13 protein-coding genes and 4 pseudogenes are annotated in these 19447 nt (G+C 65.5%); 6 read left to right on the forward strand and 11 right to left on the reverse strand.

The genetic code is table 11. The features are described from left to right. Positions 1 to 33 precede the first annotated feature (33 nt). The 8 genes and pseudogenes from acpP to ACNANG_RS02520 form a co-directional block, all read right to left on the reverse strand. Complete coding sequence (gene acpP / locus ACNANG_RS02485; RefSeq protein ID WP_179588275.1) at positions 34 to 273, reverse strand: acyl carrier protein; 240 nt, start codon at positions 271 to 273, stop codon at positions 34 to 36. Positions 274 to 382: 109 nt separating this feature from the next. Then, positions 383 to 1123 (reverse strand): 3-oxoacyl-ACP reductase FabG, encoded by a 741-nt coding sequence (gene fabG / locus ACNANG_RS02490; RefSeq protein ID WP_420225854.1) that lies wholly within the window; start codon positions 1121 to 1123, stop codon positions 383 to 385. 22 nt (positions 1124 to 1145) lie between these two features. Next, positions 1146 to 2093, reverse strand: a complete 948-nt coding sequence (gene fabD / locus ACNANG_RS02495) for an ACP S-malonyltransferase (RefSeq protein ID WP_179588277.1) — start codon at positions 2091 to 2093, stop codon at positions 1146 to 1148. Positions 2094 to 2121: 28 nt separating this feature from the next. Further along, positions 2122 to 3137 (reverse strand): annotated as a pseudogene (locus ACNANG_RS02500) (beta-ketoacyl-ACP synthase III). A gap of 118 nt (positions 3138 to 3255) precedes the next feature. After that, positions 3256 to 4293, reverse strand: a pseudogene (plsX, locus tag ACNANG_RS02505) (phosphate acyltransferase PlsX); the annotation flags it as partial. Between the two features lie 196 nt (positions 4294 to 4489). Then, on the reverse strand, positions 4490 to 4672 hold the full coding sequence (rpmF, locus tag ACNANG_RS02510; protein WP_179588279.1) for a 50S ribosomal protein L32: 183 nt from the start codon (positions 4670 to 4672) through the stop codon (positions 4490 to 4492). Positions 4673 to 4996: 324 nt separating this feature from the next. After that, positions 4997 to 5326: a YceD family protein gene (locus ACNANG_RS02515; protein WP_420225855.1), complete on the reverse strand. Its 330-nt coding sequence runs from the start codon at positions 5324 to 5326 to the stop codon at positions 4997 to 4999. Between the two features lie 62 nt (positions 5327 to 5388). Next, a complete protein-coding gene (locus ACNANG_RS02520) occupies positions 5389 to 5631 on the reverse strand; it encodes a hypothetical protein (RefSeq protein ID WP_420225856.1) in 243 nt (80 codons plus the stop codon). 367 nt (positions 5632 to 5998) lie between these two features. Between ACNANG_RS02520 and ACNANG_RS02525 the strand changes: the two genes are divergently transcribed. Continuing rightward, positions 5999 to 6619: a Maf family nucleotide pyrophosphatase gene (locus ACNANG_RS02525; RefSeq protein ID WP_420225857.1), complete on the forward strand. Its 621-nt coding sequence runs from the start codon at positions 5999 to 6001 to the stop codon at positions 6617 to 6619. Continuing rightward, positions 6616 to 7337, forward strand: a pseudogene (locus tag ACNANG_RS02530) (SAM-dependent methyltransferase). Before ACNANG_RS02525 ends, ACNANG_RS02530 begins: the two are co-directional and overlap by 4 nt. A 96-nt stretch (positions 7338 to 7433) precedes the next feature. Here the strand turns inward: ACNANG_RS02530 and ACNANG_RS02535 are convergent. The 3 genes from ACNANG_RS02535 to ACNANG_RS02545 form a co-directional block, all read right to left on the reverse strand. Next, positions 7434 to 8453 carry a S49 family peptidase gene (locus tag ACNANG_RS02535; protein WP_420225858.1) on the reverse strand — a complete coding sequence of 340 codons (1020 nt, stop codon included), beginning with the start codon at positions 8451 to 8453 and terminating at the stop codon, positions 7434 to 7436. A gap of 175 nt (positions 8454 to 8628) precedes the next feature. Continuing rightward, a complete protein-coding gene (locus tag ACNANG_RS02540) occupies positions 8629 to 9357 on the reverse strand; it encodes an HAD-IA family hydrolase (protein WP_420225859.1) in 729 nt (242 codons plus the stop codon). Next, on the reverse strand, positions 9354 to 10205 hold the full coding sequence (locus tag ACNANG_RS02545) for an RluA family pseudouridine synthase (RefSeq protein ID WP_420227684.1): 852 nt from the start codon (positions 10203 to 10205) through the stop codon (positions 9354 to 9356). The genes ACNANG_RS02540 and ACNANG_RS02545 overlap by 4 nt, the downstream gene beginning before the upstream one ends. A 744-nt stretch (positions 10206 to 10949) precedes the next feature. On the opposite strand from ACNANG_RS02545, the pseudogene ACNANG_RS02550 reads away from it, so the two are divergent. From ACNANG_RS02550 to ACNANG_RS02565, 4 genes and pseudogenes are all read left to right on the forward strand, one after another. Continuing rightward, positions 10950 to 13040, forward strand: a pseudogene (locus ACNANG_RS02550) (Rne/Rng family ribonuclease); the annotation flags it as partial. 1756 nt (positions 13041 to 14796) lie between these two features. Next, positions 14797 to 15798, forward strand: a complete 1002-nt coding sequence (locus ACNANG_RS02555) for a Bug family tripartite tricarboxylate transporter substrate binding protein (protein WP_420225860.1) — start codon at positions 14797 to 14799, stop codon at positions 15796 to 15798. A gap of 86 nt (positions 15799 to 15884) precedes the next feature. Further along, on the forward strand, positions 15885 to 18506 hold the full coding sequence (locus ACNANG_RS02560) for an ATP-binding protein (protein ID WP_420225861.1): 2622 nt from the start codon (positions 15885 to 15887) through the stop codon (positions 18504 to 18506). Then, positions 18434 to 19438 (forward strand): response regulator, encoded by a 1005-nt coding sequence (locus ACNANG_RS02565; protein ID WP_420227685.1) that lies wholly within the window; start codon positions 18434 to 18436, stop codon positions 19436 to 19438. Before ACNANG_RS02560 ends, ACNANG_RS02565 begins: the two co-directional genes overlap by 73 nt. Positions 19439 to 19447 lie beyond the last annotated feature (9 nt).

Genomic DNA, 19447 nt, shown 5'->3' on the forward strand with positions numbered 1-19447 from the left:
CGGGCCGCCCCCTGTCATGTGAATGACGGATGCTTACTTCTTGATGTTCGAGCTGACGTAGTCGATCGCCTGTTGAACAGTCGTGATCTTCTCGGCTTCTTCGTCTGGAATCTCGGTTTCGAATTCGTCTTCGAGGGCCATCACGAGCTCAACCATATCGAGCGAATCGGCACCGAGGTCGTCGACAAAAGAAGATTCGTTCTTGATCTCGGCTTCGTTGACGCCGAGCTGCTCAGCGACGATCTTCTTGACGCGCTGTTCGATGCTATCCATGGAGATCCTCCAAAAGGGTCTATTTATCTGACTGATTATAGCCAAGCTCGCTTGGGATCAAGCGGACCGGCCGGGACAAATACATATCGCGGATGCAATATGCGGTAACTTAGTTCATGTACATGCCGCCGTTCACATGCAGCTCGGTGCCGGTCACATACCCCGCCGCCGGAGACGCCAGATAGGCGACGGCGTGGGCGATATCTTCGGGACGGCCAAGGCGGCCGAGCGGAATCTGGCCCAGCAACGCGCTGGTCTGGGTGTCGCCCAGCGACTTGGTCATGTCGGTGTCGATAAAGCCGGGCGCCACGCAGTTTACGGTAATGTTCCGGCTGCCGAGTTCGCGCGCCAGCGCGCGTGTCAGTCCCGCCACACCCGCCTTGGCCGCCGCGTAGTTTGCCTGTCCGGCGTTGCCGCTGGCCCCGACCACCGACGTGACGTTGACGATGCGGCCCCATTTGGCTTTCATCATCCCCCGCATGACCGCACGGGACAAGCGGAAAACGGCGCTCAGGTTGGTATCGATCACGGCCGTCCAGTCGTCGTCCTTCATCCGCATCGCAAGCGTGTCGCGAGTAATGCCGGCATTGTTGACGAGGATGTGCGGACCACCCGACTCCTTGCCCAGCGCGTCGATCAGTGCATCGACGGCGGCAGCGTCATTGACTTCCAGCACCACACCGCGGCTGCCGTTCTGGCCAGCCAGCGCTTCGGTGATGCCCTGCGCGCCAGCTTCGCTGGTGGCCGTGCCGATCACGCACGCGCCGCGCGCGGCCAGTTCCGCCGCGATTGCCTTGCCGATTCCCCGCGACGCGCCGGTGACCAGCGCAACCTTACCCTGCAAATCCATGTTCTTTTCCTTGTAATCGCGTTCAGGCGGCCGCGTCGGGCGTGTTCACCGCGGCCAGCGCCGCAGCCAGTGAGGCTTCGTCGGTGATCGCCAGGCCGACCATGCTGCTGTCGATACGCTTGACCAGGCCCGCAAGCACCTTGCCCGGACCGCATTCGACGATATGGGTCACGCCAGCTTCCTTCATGGCCTGGATCGTCTCGACCCAGCGCACCGGATGCCAGGCCTGGCGCGTCAGCGCATCGACGATCGCGGCCGGTTCGTCAGGCGTGGCCACGTCGACATTGTTCAGGACCGGGATCATCGGGCGCTTGACCTCGATGCCGGCCAGGGCCTTGGCCAGGACGTCGGCCGCGGGCTGCATCAGACTCGAATGGAACGGCGCCGACACCGGCAGCGGCAAGGCGCGCTTGGCGCCGGCCGCCTTGGCGGCTTCGCAGGCACGTTCCACGGCGGCCTTGTGGCCGGCAATCACGACCTGGGCCGGGGCATTGAAGTTGACCGCTTCGACGATCTCGTCGTCGGCAGCCGCGCTGCAGGCCAGACGCACGGTGTCGTCATCCAGGCCAAGAATGGCGGCCATGCCGCCCGTGCCCACCGGCACGGCCGACTGCATGGCATCGGCGCGCACGCGCACCAGGCGCACGGCATCTTCCAGGGTCAGACTGCCGGCAGCGACCAGCGCGGCGTACTCCCCCAGGCTGTGGCCAGCCACCAGGGCAGGCACCGGGCCGCCCGCGGCGCGCCAGGCGGCATAGAACGCCACACCGGCCGTCAGCATGACAGGCTGGGTAAAGGTGGTCAGGTTGAGCTGATCGGCCGGGCCTTCGGCCATCAGCTTGCCCAGATCGTCGCCCAGCGCGGCGCTGGCGCGGGTCACGACATCCTGGACGGCCTCATTGCCGGCAAATCCGTTGAGCATGCCGACGGCTTGCGAGCCCTGTCCGGGAAATACAAAAGCGATTTTCATGAAATGACGATTCCGTGTCGTTCTGGTTCTACATGCGGGCCAGGACGGCGCCCCAGGTGAAGCCGCCGCCCACGCCTTGCAGCATGACGAGCTGGCCCGGCTGGATGCGCCCATCGCGGCGCGCGACATCCAGCGCCAGCGGGACGCTGGCGGCCGACGTGTTGGCGTGGCTGTCGACGGTCACGACCACGCGTTCGGCCGGGATACCCAGCTTGCGCGCGGTGGAATTCAGGATGCGGACGTTGGCCTGGTGGGGGATCAGCCAGTCGACGCTGTCCAGGCTGACATTGGCTTCGTCGCAGACTTCGCGCGCCACTTTGTCCAGGACCGTAACGGCCTGCTTGAACACGGCCTGCCCTTCCATCCGCAGGAAAGGGTCGCCCGTGACTTCGCCATAGGCGACATTGCCGGCGGCGCACAGGATCTTCATCTGGCTGCCGTCGGAATGCAGCTTGGCCGACAGCACGCCCGGTTCGTTCGAGGCGCGCAGGACGACAGCGCCGGCGCCGTCGCCAAACAGCACACAGGTGCCGCGATCGTTCCAGTCAAGGATGCGCGAGAAGACTTCGGTTCCGATCACCAGCGCGCACTTGGCGCGGCCCGCCTGGATGAAGCTGTCGGCGGTGGCAAGCGCGTACACGAAACCACTGCACACCGCCTGGACGTCGAAGGCCGCGGCGTTCGATGCGCCAAGCTTTGCCTGGATCAGGCACGCGGTGCTGGGGAAGACGAAATCGGGGGTGGAGGTCGCGACGATGATGAGGTCGACCTCGGCTGCGTCGACGCCCGCGTCGGACAGCGCGCGCACGCACGCCTCGAAACCCAGCTGACTGGACGTGACGCCCTTGTCGGCCAGGTGCCGCTGGCGAATGCCGGTTCGTTCAACGATCCACTGGTCGGACGTCTCGACGCCACGTTCGGCAAGTTCCTGGCCAGCTCGTCGTTCGACACGACGCGCTCGGGCAGGAAGCTGCCGGTGCCAACGATCTTCGACCAACGCGCAGGCGCGGCGGCCCGGGCAAAGTCGGACGCGGGTGCACTCATGCATTATCTCCGTGCGTGGAAGTCTCCAGCGTTGCCGCCGGGGTCGCTGCTGAGGGGCCGATACCGGGGCCGCCGACGATACGGGCGGCGATGCGGCGGCGGTCGCGGACGTTACAGGCGCCGCAGCGGCCGGGACATCCGTCAGGCGGGTCAACTGCTGCACGGCCTGCGTCGTCTTGGCCAGCAGGCCGGTCGACACCGCGTCGTACGCATCGCGCAGCGCCCACTCGAACGAATGGGCGTCGGCCGAACCGTGGCTTTTGATGACCACGCCCCGCAGGCCCAGCAGCGACGCGCCGTTGTAGCGGCGAGGGTCGACCCGGGCGCGGAAGCGATTGAGCACCGGACGGACCACCGAGGCCATCAGGAGCGAGAAGAAGGAACGCGTGAATTCTTCTTTCAGGAAGCCGCCCAGCAGCCGGGCCATTCCTTCGGAAGCCTTGAGCACGACGTTGCCGACGAAGCCGTCGCAGACGACCACGTCGACCGTGCCCTTGTAGATGTCATTGCCTTCGACATTGCCGTGGAAATTCAGGGAACTGGCGCGCAGCAGTTCGGATGCCTGCTTGACGACTTCGTTGCCCTTGATGACTTCTTCGCCAATATTGAGCAGGCCCACGCTCGGCCGGTCGATGTGCCCGACGGCGGACATCATGGCGGACCCGAGAATGGCGAACTGCAGCAGATGTTCGGCGGTGCAATCGACGTTGGCGCCCAGATCGAGCACCACCGTCTTGCGGCCTGCCTGGTTCGGGATCGCCTTGGCGATGGCCGGGCGATCGATGCCGTCCAACGTCTTGAGGACGAATCGCGAGATGGCCATCCAGGCGCCGGTGTTGCCTGCGGAAACGCACGCGTCGGCCAGGCCATCACGCACCTGGGCCGCGGCCACCCGCATGGATGAATCCTTCTTGCGACGCAGGGCCACTTCGACCTTGTCGTCCATCGTCACCACTTCGGACGCGGGAACGACCGTCAGCCGCTCGCGTTGCGCCGCGGTTGCGCCGCATTCCGCCAGCCGTGCTTCGATTTGGTCGGGGAGACCGGTCAGGAGCAAGCGCACGTCGGGTTGACGGTCGCAAAACGCCAGCGCGGCCGGAATTGTCACGGGGAGGCCGAAATCGCCCCCCATGCAATCGATCGCGATTCGGATCATAGCCATAGACACAGAAAAGCCTGCCTCCGGCCACTATAGCCGACCGAGCAGACAAACCCTGAAAAAAGGATTCGCAAGTGCCCAGGGGTGAAATGCCGATGCATGTGTCTTGCGACGATCCGCAATCCACCCCTGAGTAACGGCCCTGTCGGGACTAGTCTCATAACAAGGACTTGCCCCCTGGGGCCGTCAATCATCACTCGTCGTTCTTGGTCTTGAAGATCTTGCGACCACGGTAGAAACCGTTAGGGCTGATGTGATGACGCAGGTGCGTCTCGCCCGTCGTCGCTTCGGTAGCGGTCGGCGGGTTGGTCAGGAAATCGTGTGCACGGTGCATGCCACGCTTGGAAGGCGACTTCTTGTTTTGCTGAACGGCCATGTTAGATGACTCCTTGGAACGGCGCGCGCATTGTAAGCCATATCGGCTCAGGTCATGCCGTCGCGAGTTCTGATACCTGCTTTCAATGAAGATAACGGTGGCCTGCGCAGGCTTGCCCGACACACCGTTCTTTGGACCCAACGTCAACTACATACTGCAACTGCACTGCATCGACCCGCACCGCCATGCATCGCAGGTGTGTCACCTGCGGCGCCGCGCCACGGACAAATTCTGGACTTCGGCCAGGGGATGGTGCCCCCGATCCGCCAGGGGATCGTGCCCCGTTCCGCCGGGGATCTGCCCCGGCGTGGCAAGCTGCCTGGCTCAACTGGCCAGGTCGGGCTTGCCTTTCAATTTCGCCAACGCCGCAAAGGGCGATGGTTCACGTTCCTCGTCGCTGTCGGCGTCGCTCGCGCCCAGGCCAGGAGGCAATGCGCCTTCCGGACACACGTCATGCTTGGGCACGTACGGCACGCACAGGATCAGTTCGTCTTCGACCTGTTCGAACAGGTCGAACTTATGGGTGCCAAGCACCTTGTCGAACGCTTCGCCCGCCTCGAAGGCGTCAAGTTCCGACACATCGAAACTATCGGGATCGTCAAGCTCCGCTTCGGTTTCGACCAGTTGCAGCGGCACTTCGGATGACAGATGCACCGGCATCGGCCCCAGGCAGCGCTCGCATTGTACGGTCAGAACGGTATCGACCCCAAGCACGATCAACGGCTCGCCCAGCGGGCCTTGTCGGCGTGGGCCGACCACGACACCATCGCACCCGGTTCCTGCTCGGGCATATCTTCCACCAGCCGGTCGAACCAGGTAATGGGAACGCTGCCCTGGGCAGACTTGCCAAGCCGGACAAATTCGAAGGCGTCGATATAGCGGCCGGGCGCCGCGGCAGCCGCCAACTGTTCTGGCGTGGGCGCGTTGCCGGAATCGCTGTGGTTGTCTTGCTTGCTCATGGCTGCTTGTTACGTCGCATCAACGTCGGTCGCGTAGGGCGGTGGCAATGTGGCCTGCCCGCAGTTCGCGCGCTGCAATCGATCGATGCGTAGTATGAAAATCTCGTAGTGTGGATCGGTGACGGGGCCGGCGGCCCAGGGACCAAGCCGCGACACCGGCCGGGATCAGGCGCTGCATCGAGACAGCGTCGCAGCGCCAATCGTTGTCAGCCCTGCGTTGTCAGCCATACCCTTCGTCAGCCCTGGCCATTGCGGACCGCCAGGCATCACGAATGTTTCCGGGCGCAAAAGCCTGCCGGGAAAACGTTGGATAATAGCGTGGAAAATCCAAGCGAGTCAAACACTTACCTGGGCAAAACCCTGATTCATGGCCACTCCAGCTTCCCTGCCCCGCCCGCTCATCCTGGCATCCACGTCCATCTACCGGCGTGAACTGCTCGAGCGCCTGCGGCTGCCCTTCTCCGTCGTCTCGCCAGGCGTGGACGAAACACCACACCCGGGCGAACCGCCCGTCGACCTGTCGCTGCGCCTGGCCTGTGCCAAGGCGCGCGCCGTGGCCGTCCAGCACCCCGGCAGCGTGGTCATCGGGTCCGACCAGGTGGCGACCATCGATGGCAGCCCCATCGGCAAACCCGGCAACTTCGACGCCGCCCTGGCCCAACTGCAGGCCATGCAAGGCAAGGACGTCACCTTCCACACGGCGCTGGCCATCGACGACGGCGTGACCGTCAGGACCGCCGTGGTGGATACCCGTTGCCGTCTGCGTACCCTGACCGCGCGGGCGCTGACCGCCTACCTGCATGCCGAAACACCCTACGACACCGCCGGCAGCGCCAAGGCCGAAGCCCTGGGCATTGCCCTGATGGACCGGATAGATAGCGACGACCCGACGGCGCTGATCGGCCTGCCGTTGATCGCCACGACCCGGCTGCTTGCGCAGTTCGGCCTGGATCCCCTGGACCACCTTATTTCTGGAGACGCCCTGTGAGCGGCATCCTGCACCTGATTCCGGTATCGCTGGGCAACGCGCCCCCGAACGCTGGCTGCCGTCCGAGGTTCGCAGCCTGGCTGGCCGGCTGGATACCTATATTGCCGAGAATGCCAAGACGGCGCGGGCATTCCTGAAAGCCATCGGCACGATGCGCCCGCTGCAGGAAATCACGATCCACACGCTGGACCAGAAAGCACGGGCTGACGACATCCGCGCGTGGCTGGCGCCCATCGCCAAGGGCGGCGAGATCGGGCTGGTGTCCGAAGCGGGCTGCCCGGCGGTGGCCGACCCGGGCGCGACAGTAGCGCGCGCGGCGCATGCCATGGGCATCCAGGTGCGGCCGTGGGTGGGGCCGTCGTCCATCCTGCTGGGCCTGATGGCGAGCGGACTGGACGGGCAGCGCTTTGCCTTTCACGGCTACGCACCGGTCGACGCGGCCGAGCGCCTGAAGCAGCTCAAGGAATGGGAAACGCTGTCGGCGCGCCACGACCAGACACAAATGCTGATCGAAACGCCCTATCGCAACGGCGCCATGTTCCAGACGCTGATCGGCGGGCTGCGCGGCGACACGCTGTTGTGCGTGGCGCGTTCGCTGACCACGGACGAGGAATGGGTGCAAACGCACCCGGTGTCGGCATGGAAGAGCCGGCCGGCACCGTCATTAGACAAGCAGCCGACCCTGTTCCTGTATCTGGCGCAGGGCAAGGGGAAGTAGGCAGCTGTCTGCCTGCGGTGCCGCATCGGTCAGAGGCCGCACCACCCTAAGCCGCATTGCGGCGCCCCACGCGCACCGTGCCGACACCGCTGCTTCTTACCGCCAGCTGTACCCGCGCTGCGTTGCACCCAGGCTGGCGTTGACCGCGCCGGCGCCAAACGACATGCCAACGCGCTTGGCCACCCGTTCAGCCAGGTTCTCCTTGACCGTGTAATCGACCACCGTCTCGGCCTTGACGACGTCGCGCGCCACGCTTTCCACGGTGCCCAGACCGTCCGTCAGGCCCAGTTCCACGCTCTTGGCGCCGGTCCAGATCAGTCCGGTGAACATGTCGGGCGTCTCCTTCAATCGATCGCCCCGGCCGGTTTTTACTGCGGTCACGAACTGCTGATAGATCTCGCCCACCAGTTGCGACGCGTATTGCTGCTGCGCCGGATTCGGCGGCGAAAACGGATCGAGCAGCGCCTTGTTCTCGCCGGAGACGACCAGGCGGCGATCCACGCCGACCTTGTCCATCAGGCCGGTAAAGCCGAAGCCTTCCATGATCACGCCGATGGAGCCGACGATACTGGCCCGGTTGACGTAAATCCTGTCGGCAGCCGCCGCGACGTAATACCCGCCCGACGCGCAGATTTCTTCGACCACCACGTACAGCGGCTTGTCGGCATGCAGCTCGCGCAGCCGGCGGATCTCGTCGTAGATGATGCCGGATTGCACCGGACTGCCGCCCGGGCTGTTGATGCGCAGGATCACGCCCCGCGTACCCGCGTCTTCATAGGCCGCCTGCAGCGCGCCCACCACCTTCTCGGCGCTGGCTTCGCCTTCGGCATCGATGACGCCGTCCAGCGTCACCAGGGCCGTATGGGCTTCCGGAACGCTGGCCGAGGAACCGCGGCTGAACAGGTCGGTCATGGAAAACAGGATGAACAGCACGATCGCAATGAACAACAGGCGAAAGAAGATCGTCCAGCGGCGCTTGGCGCGCTGTTCCTTCAGGGACGCGAAAACGAGCTTTTCAAGCACTTCCCGCTCCCAGGGCTCGGCCAGGACCGGCCGCGCGGCGTCCGGATAGGCCGCGGCGGACGACGATGAGGGCGGATAGACATCCTGGGACATGAACAATGCTCGCTATGACGGGACAGACACAAAGGACATTAGGATAGGCGATTCCACCTGACGGCAATACCATGCGGCCGATGGAGATGCGTGACCTGTGGCATAAAGGCCATGAAGGCCGGCGGCTGCCGGGCGGGCGGTGCAATCCCCTGCCCTGCCCGGCAGCGCCATGAGATCACGCTGCGCCGGCCGGCGTACCGGTGATTGGACCACCGATGACATGTCCGACCAGCCAGGCATGCAGTTCAGGCACGGAATGAACGACTGCTTCGGGCCGGCAGGGCAGCAATTCGCTGATGGGATGCGCACCGTAGGCCACGCCCAACCCGGCCACGCCCGCATTGCACGCCATGTTCAAGTCATGCGACGTATCGCCGATCATGATGACTTCTTCGGGAATCACGCCTGTTTCTTCCATCAATTCCAGCAGCATGCCTGGATGCGGCTTGGAAAAGGTTTCGTCGGCACAGCGCGTTGCCGTGAAATAAGGCCTCAGTCCGGTGGTTTCCAGCATGCGTTCAAGCCCCAGCCGGCTTTTGCCGGTGGCCACGGCCATCCTGACGCCCAGGGTGCGCAATTGGTCCAGCAGTTCCTGAATCCCCGGGAACAGGCGCAGTTCCGGATCCTTGGTCAGGTAATGGAAGCGGTAGCGTTCGAGCAGCTTGGGAACCTGATCCGGCTGCAGCGTGGGGATGGCCGTTGCCAGCGCTTCGGTCAAGCCCAGGCCGATCACCCAGCTTGCCGCGGCGTCGGGCGGCACGGGCAGGCCCAGGTCGCGGCAGGACGCCTGGATTGCGTTGACGATGGTGGGCGTCGAGTCCATCAGGGTGCCGTCCCAGTCGAACACAACCAGGGAATAGGTAGGGCGGGCGGCGGAAACCGGTGCCGGATGGAGCGCGTTCATGGCTTGGCAAGTTCCTCGAGGAAGGCAACACAGTCGGCGGGCAGCGGCGCCTGCAGGTCGAGCCGCTCTCCGGTCAGGGGGTGCAGCAGGCTCAGCGTGTGGGCATGCAGGAACATGCGCTTGAAGCCGCTGCTGGCCACGCGGGCGTTCACATCTTCATCGCCATATTTGTCATCCCCGACGATGGGAAAACCGCTGCTGGCAAGGTGGACCCGGATCTGGTGGGTCCGCCCGGTCTTGAGTTCGGCGTCGAGCAGGCTGAAGGCGCCGTAGCGTTGCCGAAGCGAAAAGATGGTGTGAGCAACCTGGCCGTCGGCGTCCACGCGCACGCGCCGTTCACCCGACCTGGTGGTCCATTTGGTCAGCGGCAGCCGGACATGCTGGCGGTCGTTGACCCAGTCGCCCGACACGACCGTCAGGTAGTGCTTGCTCCAGCCGCCGTCACGCAAGGACTGATGCAAACCCACCAGCGCGCTGCGTTTCTTGCCGATCATGAGCAGGCCGGACGTATCGCGGTCCAGCCGATGGACGAGTTCCAGGAACTTGGCCTGCGGCCGCGACTTGCGCAGTTGTTCGATCACCCCGAAGTCGACGCCGCTGCCGCCATGGACCGCCACGCCGGCGGGCTTGTCGATGACGAGCATGGCGTCGTCTTCGAACACTACGGGAAACTCCCCGGGTGGCACGAAATGGACTTTCTGTTCGGGCAGGCGCAGGGGCGGCACACGCACGACGTCGCCCACCGCCAGCCGATGGTCGACGCCGACCCGGCCCTTGTTGACCCGCACTTCGCCACCCCGGATCGCCTTATAGATATGGCTTTTGGGTACGCCCTTGCACAGGCGCATCAGGAAGTTGTCGAGCCGCTGGCCGTCGTGGTCGTCGTCCACCTCGACCTGCCGCACGACCAGAGGGGCCGGCGCGGGGGCGTCGGCCGGGCTGGCGCAGGCTTGCGGGCCGGGGTTGGAGCGGAGGATTTTGCTTTGCGCAATAGGGGTACCGACATATAATCCAAAAGCCTGATCGAGTCAGGTGGGTTGCAGCACCGGGGTGCAGCACGTATGCGTCGAGACGCGCTTTTTCGCGGCGTCTCCGCCTTGTGTGCCACAGGTGTTTGCGAAGTGTGCCGGAATTGTACCCGCCCCTCCCACTTGATTCTTCCGGGCCGTCACGGTCGCCTGTCGGCCGCGCCGCCAGCATCCGCACCTAACGGGTCTTGCCGCGCTGTCCACAGAAGTACGCTTCCGCAGACGCCTGTAGAGGAAACCGTCGTATACGCAATAACGGCGCGCTTAGACAAGCGCGCTGGTCTGGCTCGCAAAATCCGTGAACACAAACTATTCGATCCCACGCCATTTCACGTCTCCCACCGCCGACTGCGGTGCCGGGGCGTCGGCTGCGGCATTCACGGTGCAAGCGCTCTTCCTTGACCCTGCGCATTCCACGCCCGGCTGGCCACATTGACCTGACCCGTGGGGTGCGCCCTGTCGCGCACCGGCTTTCTTTCTGCTCGCCCTGCGTGATGCATTCTTCCTGATGGCCCGAGGCTGCGCGCCGATTCCGGCGCGATATGACCACGGAGAACTTCATACATGAAGCGCATGCTGTTTAACGCAACGCACCAGGAAGAACTGCGCGTTGCCATTGTCGATGGGCAAAAGCTCATCGACCTCGACATCGAAACCGCCGGCCGCGAACAGCGCAAAGGCAATATCTACAAAGGCATCGTCACCCGGGTCGAACCCAGTCTGGAAGCGTGTTTCGTCAACTACGGCGAAGAACGCCACGGTTTCCTGCCTTTCAAGGAAATCGCCCGCGCCTACTTCAAGGAAGGCGTCGACGTCCGCACCGCCCGCATCCAGGACGTGCTGCGTGAAGGCCAGGAACTCATCGTCCAGGTCGAAAAGGAAGAGCGCGGCAACAAGGGCGCCGCCCTCACCACCTTCATTTCGCTGGCCGGCCGCTATCTGGTCCTGATGCCCAACAATCCTCGCGGCGGTGGCGTATCGCGCCGCGTGGAAGGCGAAGACCGCCAGGAACTGCGTGAAACCATGGAGCAACTGTCGGTCCCGACCGGCATGAGCATCATCGCCAGAACCGCCGGTATCGGCCGCAATGTGGAAGAACTGCAGTGGGACCTGTCCTATCTGCTGCAACTGTGGACCGCGATCGACGGCGCCGCCCGTGACAACACCGGCCCGATCCTGATCTACCTCGAATCCAGTCTGGTGATCCGCGCGATCCGTGACTACTTTTCGCCTGATATCGGCGAAATCCTGATCGACACCGACGACATCGCCGACCAGGCCTGCGCCTTCATGAGCGTGGTCATGCCCGACAACGTCAGCCGCGTGAAGCGCTACCAGGACGACGTCCCCCTCTTTTCGCGCTTCCAGATCGAACACCAGATCGAAACCGCCTATGCGCGGACCGTGCCGCTGCCTTCGGGCGGGGCAGTGGTGATCGACCATACCGAAGCCCTGGTGGCCGTGGACGTGAACTCCGCGCGTTCGACCAAGGGCAGCGACATCGAGGAAACCGCGCTGCGGACCAACCTCGAAGCCGCCGACGAAGTCGCCCGCCAACTGCGCCTGCGCGACCTGGGCGGTCTGATCGTGATCGACTTCATCGACATGGAAGACAGCAAGAACCAGCGCGCGGTGGAACAGCGCCTGCGCGAGGCCCTGCACTTCGACCGCGCCCGCGTCCAGATGGGCAAGATTTCGCGTTTCGGCCTGATGGAACTGTCGCGTCAGCGCCTGCGTCCGGCCCTGAACGAAGGGTCGCACATCACCTGCCCGCGCTGTAACGGCACGGGCGTGATCCGGGATACGGAATCGAGCGCCCTGCAGGTGCTGCGCCTGATCGAAGAAGAGTCCATGAAGGAGAACACGGCGGCCGTGCACGCCCAGGTTCCCGTCGAAGTCGCGACTTTCCTGCTGAACGAAAAGCGCACCGACATCGCCAAGATGGAAGCCCGGCTCAAGGTCAACCTGATCCTGATCCCGAACAAGCATCTGGACACCCCGCATCACACGCTCGAGCGTCTGCGTCACGACGACCCGCGCCTCGAGAACGCGAAAGCCAGCTTCGAACTGGCCGAAGCGCCCGAAACCAACCTGGCCTATTCGCTGCAGGAATCCGAAGTCAAGGCCAAGCCCGAAGCGCTGGTCAAGGGCATCACCCCGTCGCAACCGGCGCCAGTGTCGTCGACGCCGTCGACCGTGGACGAGGCCGGCAACGTCACGCCGCTGCGTCCGCGCCGTGGCGCCGCGGCGGCCGCGCCCGCTCCGACGCCTGCGCCCGCGCCGGTGGTCGAGCCGGCGGCCGGCCTGTTGTCGCGCGTGATGGGCTGGTTCCGCAGCACCTTCGCCGATCCGGCCCCGGCCGCACCGGCGCCGGTCGCGCGTCCCGTGGCCACGCCCGACACCGCCGCCCGCGATGCCAACCGCAATCGCAACCGCCGCACGGGCGGCAATGGCGGCGGCAACAACCGCGGCCGCAGCGAAGGCCGTGACAACCGCGAATCGCGTGGCGAAGCGCGTGCATCCGACGACGTGACCCGCATCGACGGCGACCTGGACGCCCGCAAGGACGGCCGTGGCCGCCGCGATGGCCGCCGTGACGAACGCGCTCCGCGTGCCGATACCGCGCGTCAGCGTCCGGAAGAGGTGCGCCATGCCGCCCTGTCGACCGCGCCCTATGCCGCCGATGACGCCGATACCCTCGATGCGCGCGGTCCGCGCAGCCGCCGCGGCCGCCGCGGTGGCCGCCGTGACGACGTGCAGATCGATGACGCCGCACTGACGACCGCTGCCGTCGTGACGCAGGTCGCGATCGCCGAGCCCGCACTTGCACCGGCGCCGGCTCCGAAACCGGTCATCGTGCCGCATCCCGACGATATGACGCGTCCGCTGGCCGATGCCATCAACGCGCCGCAGGAAATGGGTCAAGCCGTCGATGCAGGCACCCCGACGCTGGACGCCGAAGGACTGGCGCCGGGTGAAACCGAGGAAGGGGTCGAAGGCGAACCGGAGCGCAAGCGCCGCCGTCGTCGTGGCCGCCGCGGCCGCCGCACCAACGAGGCCGGCCAGCCCATGCAGGAAGATGGCATGAGCGACCTGGATGATGACGAAGCCAGCGCCGACGACCGGGACGTGACCTTGCTGTCGCCCGCGGTCACCGAAGCGGCAGTCGTCGAAAACGCCGTGTCGCCTGCAACGCCCGTTGCGCCGATCGCCGCCGAAGCCGTGACCGACGCCAAGGCGTCGTCGCCCGTGGATCTGGGTATGCCGGTACCGGTCGCCGCGCCAGTTGCACCGGCTGCCGCGCCCGCCGCGACGGCCGAGCCCGTGGCGCGCCAGGATCTGCCGCCTGCCGCCGATGTGCCGGTGACCCCGGCCACGTCGATTGCCGATCCGTTCCGCACCCCCAGCGCACCCAAGGCGCCGGTGGACCCGTTTGCAACGTCCGCCCCGGCTGACGCTGCGGCGCCTGAGCAACCGGTAGCGGCTGCGCCGTTCGTGGCGCCCGCTCCCGTGGCACCGGCGGCTCCGGCCGTGTCGCCTGCCTCGGCATCGGCACCCGCTGCCACGGCCGACGCCGTGAACGCCTCGCCGGCCCCGGCCGCCGCGCCTGCCGCACTGCCGGCCGAGACCGAAGACCGCCTGGTCAAGGTCGAAGTCGCGAAGAATGAGGCCGCCGGTGCAGCCGTGAAAAATGAGGCCGCGGGTGCAGCCGCGGACGACGCGCGGGAACCCAAGGCGCCGGCGCAGGCATCGGCCCAGACCGCTGCTCCGGCATCGGTCTCGGCCGCTACGCCGGCTCCGGTCGCTGAACCCGCGGCCGAGCCGGAACCTGTTGCCGTGTCGCCAGCGTTCATCGCCGACGTGCCGGTCACGGCCGTGGCTGAAGCCCCTGCCGCACCGGCCGAGGCGCCCGCCACGGTCACACCTGCCGCAGCGCCTGCGCCGGTGGCAGCCACTGCGCCTGCGGCGGCCCCGGCAGCCGCGCCCTCGACGTCGGCCACGCCCGCCAAGGCCGACCTGGTCCAGGTGGTCGAACAGGCCGGCATGCAGTGGGTCGAGACGGACCGCAGCAAGCTGGTGGCCGCGCAGGAAAAAATGGCGTCCACCCCGCCGGTCAAGCTCGGCCGTGAACCGAAGGTTCGCCCGGCCGTGGCCGACGAGCCGCTGGTGCAGGTCGAAACCCGCGGTTAAGGCGTAAGCCGATACCCCGGGCAAGGCGCCCGCCAGAGCCCTTGGCGTTCGCGCCAGGCCAGGTCAACCCCTGTCCTGGCGTTCGCGCCAGGCGGGGCCACCGATCCGGCAGGCCCGGCGCCTTGAAGACAATGCCGCACTTTCGAGTGCGGCATTGTCGTTTTAGGTCCTATGATCACACCACAACACATCACAACGACAAGACGACACGAGACCTTCCATGACAACCACTCCCCGCCATGATGCTTCCCTGCGCACCCTGACGGCCGGCCTGCTGCTGGCGTCAGCCACCTTCGCCTTGCCAGTAACCGCATCGGCCCAGGCCGCCTTTCCCAACAAACCCGTGCGCCTGATCGTCCCTACTGCTCCGGGCGGCGGCACGGACTTCATGGCACGCGTGCTGGCACAGAAACTGACGGACAAGCTGGGCGTAAGCGTCGTGGTCGAGAACAAAGGAGGCGCCGGCGGCACCATCGGGTCGGACTACGTCGCCAAGGCGCCCGCCGACGGCTACACCCTTCTGATGGGCTATATCGGGACCCATGGCACCAACCCGGCGCTGGAAAAGCTGCCGTACGACGCCGTCAAGGATTTCGCGCCGATCACGCAAGCCGCGGTGGCCCAGACCGGACTGCTGGTCAACCCGGGCGTCAAGGCACAGTCGGTCAAGGAACTGATTGCGCTCCTGAAAGCCGAACCCGGCAAGTTGAACTACGCCTCGTCGGGCAAGGGTTCGATGCCGCACATCGCCGGCGCGCTGTTCGCCCAGCTGACCGGCACGGAAATGACCCCGATCCACTATCGCGGCGCCGCACCGGCGTTGGCCGATACCGTGGCGGGCCGCACGCAACTCATGTTCGGCACGCTGGTCAGCGGGTCGGGCCAGATCAAGAATGGCACCGTGCGCGCGCTGGCCATCACGGGCAAGAAGCGTTCGCCGCTGTTCCCGGACGTCCCCACCTTTGCCGAAGCTGGCCTGGCCGACTTTGAAGTGCCGCAGTGGTATGGGGTGTTCGCGCCGGCCGGCACACCCAAGGATGTCGTCGCCAAGCTGTACCAGGCGTCGCTCGAAGCCTTGAAGGACCCGGAACTGCAGAAGCGGTTCGCCGAGCAAGGCGCCGATGTGGTGACCAGTTCGCCAGACGCATTTGCCGCGCTGGTGCAATCGGAAATTGCGAAGTGGACGAAAGTGATACGCGCTGCTCAGATTACCGCTGAGTAATCCATCGGACTACTGCAGACAGGCCCGCGCCGGGTTAAGGTAGCGCGGTCCTTTCCTCGCGCCCTCGTCCGGCGCCCGTCCGATTCATGAAACTCCACCAAACCTGGCTTGGCGACGTCTCGTTGCTGGTCAAAGTCTCGCTCGTCGTCGGCCTGCTCATCGGTCTGTTCGCCCTGTCATCCGTGGGCACGGCTCTGGTCGAACAAGAGCAAGAGGAGATCCAGCAGGCCACGCGCGACACCACCCAGTTGCTGCGCGAAGTGAATCGGGCGACACGCTTCCTGTTCGAGCGTCAGTACGAAATGCGGCAGATCCTGTTTTCGGGACTGACGCCCGACACCACCCTGTACGACGCGGCTGATCAGGGCTTCCACGACGTGCTGCACAGGGTCATCGAAGCGACGCGCGGCGACGCCCTGCAGGCCAGCCGGCTGGACCGGGTGGTGGAGGTGGACCGCCGCTGGATCGACACCGTGTCGACGCCCATCATCACGGCGGTCAAAGCCGCCTGGAAGCAGGACGGCAGCCTGTCGGTGAACGAGCGCGAGCGGATCTTCCAGACCGCGTCGGCCAATTCCACGACCCGCACGCCCGACATCGTCCAGCTGATGGACCAGGTGGCGCAGGTCGCGCGCGGCGGGCTCGAAGAACGTGAACGCCGGCTTGACGACACGGAAGCCCAGCGCCGGTGGCTGAGCTACGGATCGCTGGTGCTCGCCTTGCTCGCCGGGGCCGCGGCGCTGTGGCTGTCGGTGTCGTTGATCACGCGGCCGCTGCGCCAGCTGGCCGACCTGATGACCCGGCTGGCTCGCCACGACCATGACATCGACATTCCGGCAGTGGACCGCCGCGACGAAGTGGGCGTGATTGCCCGGGCGCTGGAAGCCTTCAAGGCCATGGCGATCGAAACCGCCGACCAGAACTGGATCAAGTCCGGCATTGCGTCGGTATCGACCCGGCTGCAACGCGTCGACACGCACCGCGACTATGCCAATACGCTGCTGGCGGAAATCGCGCCCCTGCTCAATGCCGGCGCCGGCCTGCTGTTCCTGTATGACACGACCGAAGAGCGCCTGCTGCGCACGGGCAGCTACGGCTATCGCGTGCAAGGCGACCGGCCCGATCAGTACGCCATCGGCGAAGGGCTGGTGGGGCAGTGCGCCGCCGAGCGCAAGCCGCTGGCCATCGCCGACGTGCCGCCTGGCTATCTGGACATCCATTCGGGCAGCGGGCAGGCATCGCCCCGCCACGTGTTGCTGCTGCCGGTGGTGTCGCGCGAGCGCCTGCTGGCGGTCATCGAGCTGGCCAGCTTCTCACATCCCACGTCGCGGCAGCAGCGGCTGCTGGACGCATTGGGTCCGCTGGTCGCGCTGTCGCTCGACAACATCACGCGCGCCGTTCGTACCCGCGAATTGCTCGAACAGACACAGGCCCAGGCGGGCGAGCTGCGTGCGTCCGAAGAAGAATTGCGCACCCAGCAGGAAGAGCTGCAGGCGTCCAATGAAGAACTGCGGCAGAAGTCCGACACGCTCAATCAGCAGAAAAGCATTCTGGAAGCCTTGCAGCAGGAAACGCAAAGCAAGGCCGAGGCGCTGACCCGCGCGAACCAATACAAGTCGGAATTTCTGGCGAATATGTCGCACGAGTTGCGCACGCCTTTGAACAGCCTGTTGATCCTGTCGAATGACCTGGCCGAAAACGGCGATGGCAATTTATCGGGCGATCAGGTGGAGTCGGCGCGCATCATTCATGAAAGCGGCTCGAACCTGCTGCGCCTGATCAACGATATTCTGGATCTGTCCAAGATCGAAGCCGGCAAGATGGACCTGCTGCTTGAACCAGTGGACCTGACGCGCTTCGCGTCCACCCTGAAGCGCAACTTCAACCGCATCGCCAAGGACAAGCAGGTCGACTTCACGGTGTTGGTCGATGACGGCATGCCGCCGTCGGTCGTGGCCGATGGCGGCAAGCTCGAACAGGTCGCCAGCAACCTGCTCAGCAACGCCTTCAAGTTCACCCGGCAAGGCACGGTGCACATGCGTATCGGCCGCCCCTTCCAGGACTATCCGGGCTTCGATAGCCGCAGCACCATCGCGATCGAAGTCACCGATACCGGCATCGGCATTCCCGACGACAAGCTGGGCCGCGTGTTCGGCGCGTTCGAACAGGTGGACGCCAGCACCAGCCGGCAGTACGGCGGCACCGGCCTGGGCCTGGCCATCTCACGGCAATTGATGAAGCTGCATCATGGCGACATCGTGCTGCACAGTGAACTTGGCCAGGGCAGCACCTTCACGATGCTGCTGCCCGACACGCAGCCCGCGACACCGCCGGTCAGCCCGCCCAGCCCCGCCGGCCAGGGCGGTCAGTCCGGCGATGCCGACAGGCCGCTTCGCGGCCATGCGCGTTCGGAAGGCGCGCGCTTTCGTCCGATGGCCGCCGCGCCGTTGCCGACGTCGTCCGCCACGCCGGTCACGGGCATCGTGGTCGAAGACGACCGGTTATCCGTCAGCCCGGGCGATAGCGTGATCCTGGTCATCGAGGATGACCCGGCGTTTGCCCGCATCCTGACCGATCTGATCCGCCGCAAGGGTCTGAAGCGCTGGCCGCGGGCGATGGCGAAGCGGGCCTGCATCTGGCGCGCACCTATCGTCCCACCGGCATCCTGCTCGATGTCATGCTCCCCAGCATGGACGGCTGGAGCGTGATCGAACACCTGAAGGCCGACCCGGCCGTGCGGCATATTCCCGTGCATTTCATTTCGGCCCTGGACGAGAGCGCGCGCGGCCGCGAACTGGGCGCGGTGGGCTTCCTGACCAAGCCGGTCACCTCGGAAGCGCTGACCGGCGCGTTCGAGCGCCTGCTGCATTTCAAGGCGGACAACACGCGCCGACTGCTGGTCGTGGACGATGATCCGATTTCGCGGGCAGCCGTGCGCAAACTGGTGGCCTCGCCCACCGTGGAAGTGGTCGAGTCCGCGTCGGCCGAAGACGCGTTGACCAAGCTGAACGTGTCGCCCTACGACTGCATCGTGCTCGACCTGGGGCTGCCGGGCATGTCGGGCTTCGACTTCCTGGAGCGGATGCGCAGCGAAGCCGGCCAGACGCCGGTGGTGGTGTATTCGGCGCGGGAACTGACCCGCGAAGAAAGCCTGCGGATTCGTGAGCACACTGACAGTATCGTGATCAAGGGGGCGCGGTCGCCGGAACGCCTGATCGATGAAGTCAGCCTGTTCCTGCACAGCATCAACCAGCAAGGCGGCGCGGCGCGCGACGACACCGGCGAAGAGCTGGCGGGCCGCAAAGTGCTGGTGGTGGACGACGACATGCGCAACATCTTTGCGTTGTCGAAAGTGCTGCGCGCCAAGGGGCTGGAAGTCAGCCTGGCGCAGGATGGGCAAAAGGCGCTGAAGGTGCTGAACGAATCCCCCGACATCGAACTCGTATTGATGGACGTCATGATGCCGATCATGGATGGCTACGAGACCATCCAGGAGATCCGCAAGGATCCGCGCTTTGGAAAGCTGCCCATTATTTCGCTGACCGCGAAAGCCATGCGCGGCGATCGCGAAAAAGCCTGGCCGCCGGCGCCAACGACTACCTGTCCAAGCCGATCGACATTCCCAAGCTGCTGTCGATGATGCGGGTGT

It is taken from the genome of Pigmentiphaga litoralis (assembly GCF_048632615.1).
Lineage (GTDB): Bacteria > Pseudomonadota > Gammaproteobacteria > Burkholderiales > Burkholderiaceae_B > Pigmentiphaga > Pigmentiphaga litoralis_B.

Coding starts and splice junctions, on each gene's coding strand:
- ACNANG_RS02525 (WP_420225857.1), top strand. CDS start 5,999: ATGGCCACTCCAGCTTCCCTGCCCCGCCCGCTCATCCTGGCATCCACG.
- ACNANG_RS02540 (WP_420225859.1), bottom strand. CDS start 9,357: ATGAACGCGCTCCATCCGGCACCGGTTTCCGCCGCCCGCCCTACCTAT.
- ACNANG_RS02555 (WP_420225860.1), top strand. CDS start 14,797: ATGACAACCACTCCCCGCCATGATGCTTCCCTGCGCACCCTGACGGCC.
- fabG (WP_420225854.1), bottom strand. CDS start 1,123: ATGGATTTGCAGGGTAAGGTTGCGCTGGTCACCGGCGCGTCGCGGGGA.
- fabD (WP_179588277.1), bottom strand. CDS start 2,093: ATGAAAATCGCTTTTGTATTTCCCGGACAGGGCTCGCAAGCCGTCGGC.
- acpP (WP_179588275.1), bottom strand. CDS start 273: ATGGATAGCATCGAACAGCGCGTCAAGAAGATCGTCGCTGAGCAGCTC.
- ACNANG_RS02560 (WP_420225861.1), top strand. CDS start 15,885: ATGAAACTCCACCAAACCTGGCTTGGCGACGTCTCGTTGCTGGTCAAA.
- ACNANG_RS02520 (WP_420225856.1), bottom strand. CDS start 5,631: ATGAGCAAGCAAGACAACCACAGCGATTCCGGCAACGCGCCCACGCCA.
- ACNANG_RS02535 (WP_420225858.1), bottom strand. CDS start 8,453: ATGTCCCAGGATGTCTATCCGCCCTCATCGTCGTCCGCCGCGGCCTAT.
- ACNANG_RS02545 (WP_420227684.1), bottom strand. CDS start 10,205: ATGCGCCTGTGCAAGGGCGTACCCAAAAGCCATATCTATAAGGCGATC.
- rpmF (WP_179588279.1), bottom strand. CDS start 4,672: ATGGCCGTTCAGCAAAACAAGAAGTCGCCTTCCAAGCGTGGCATGCAC.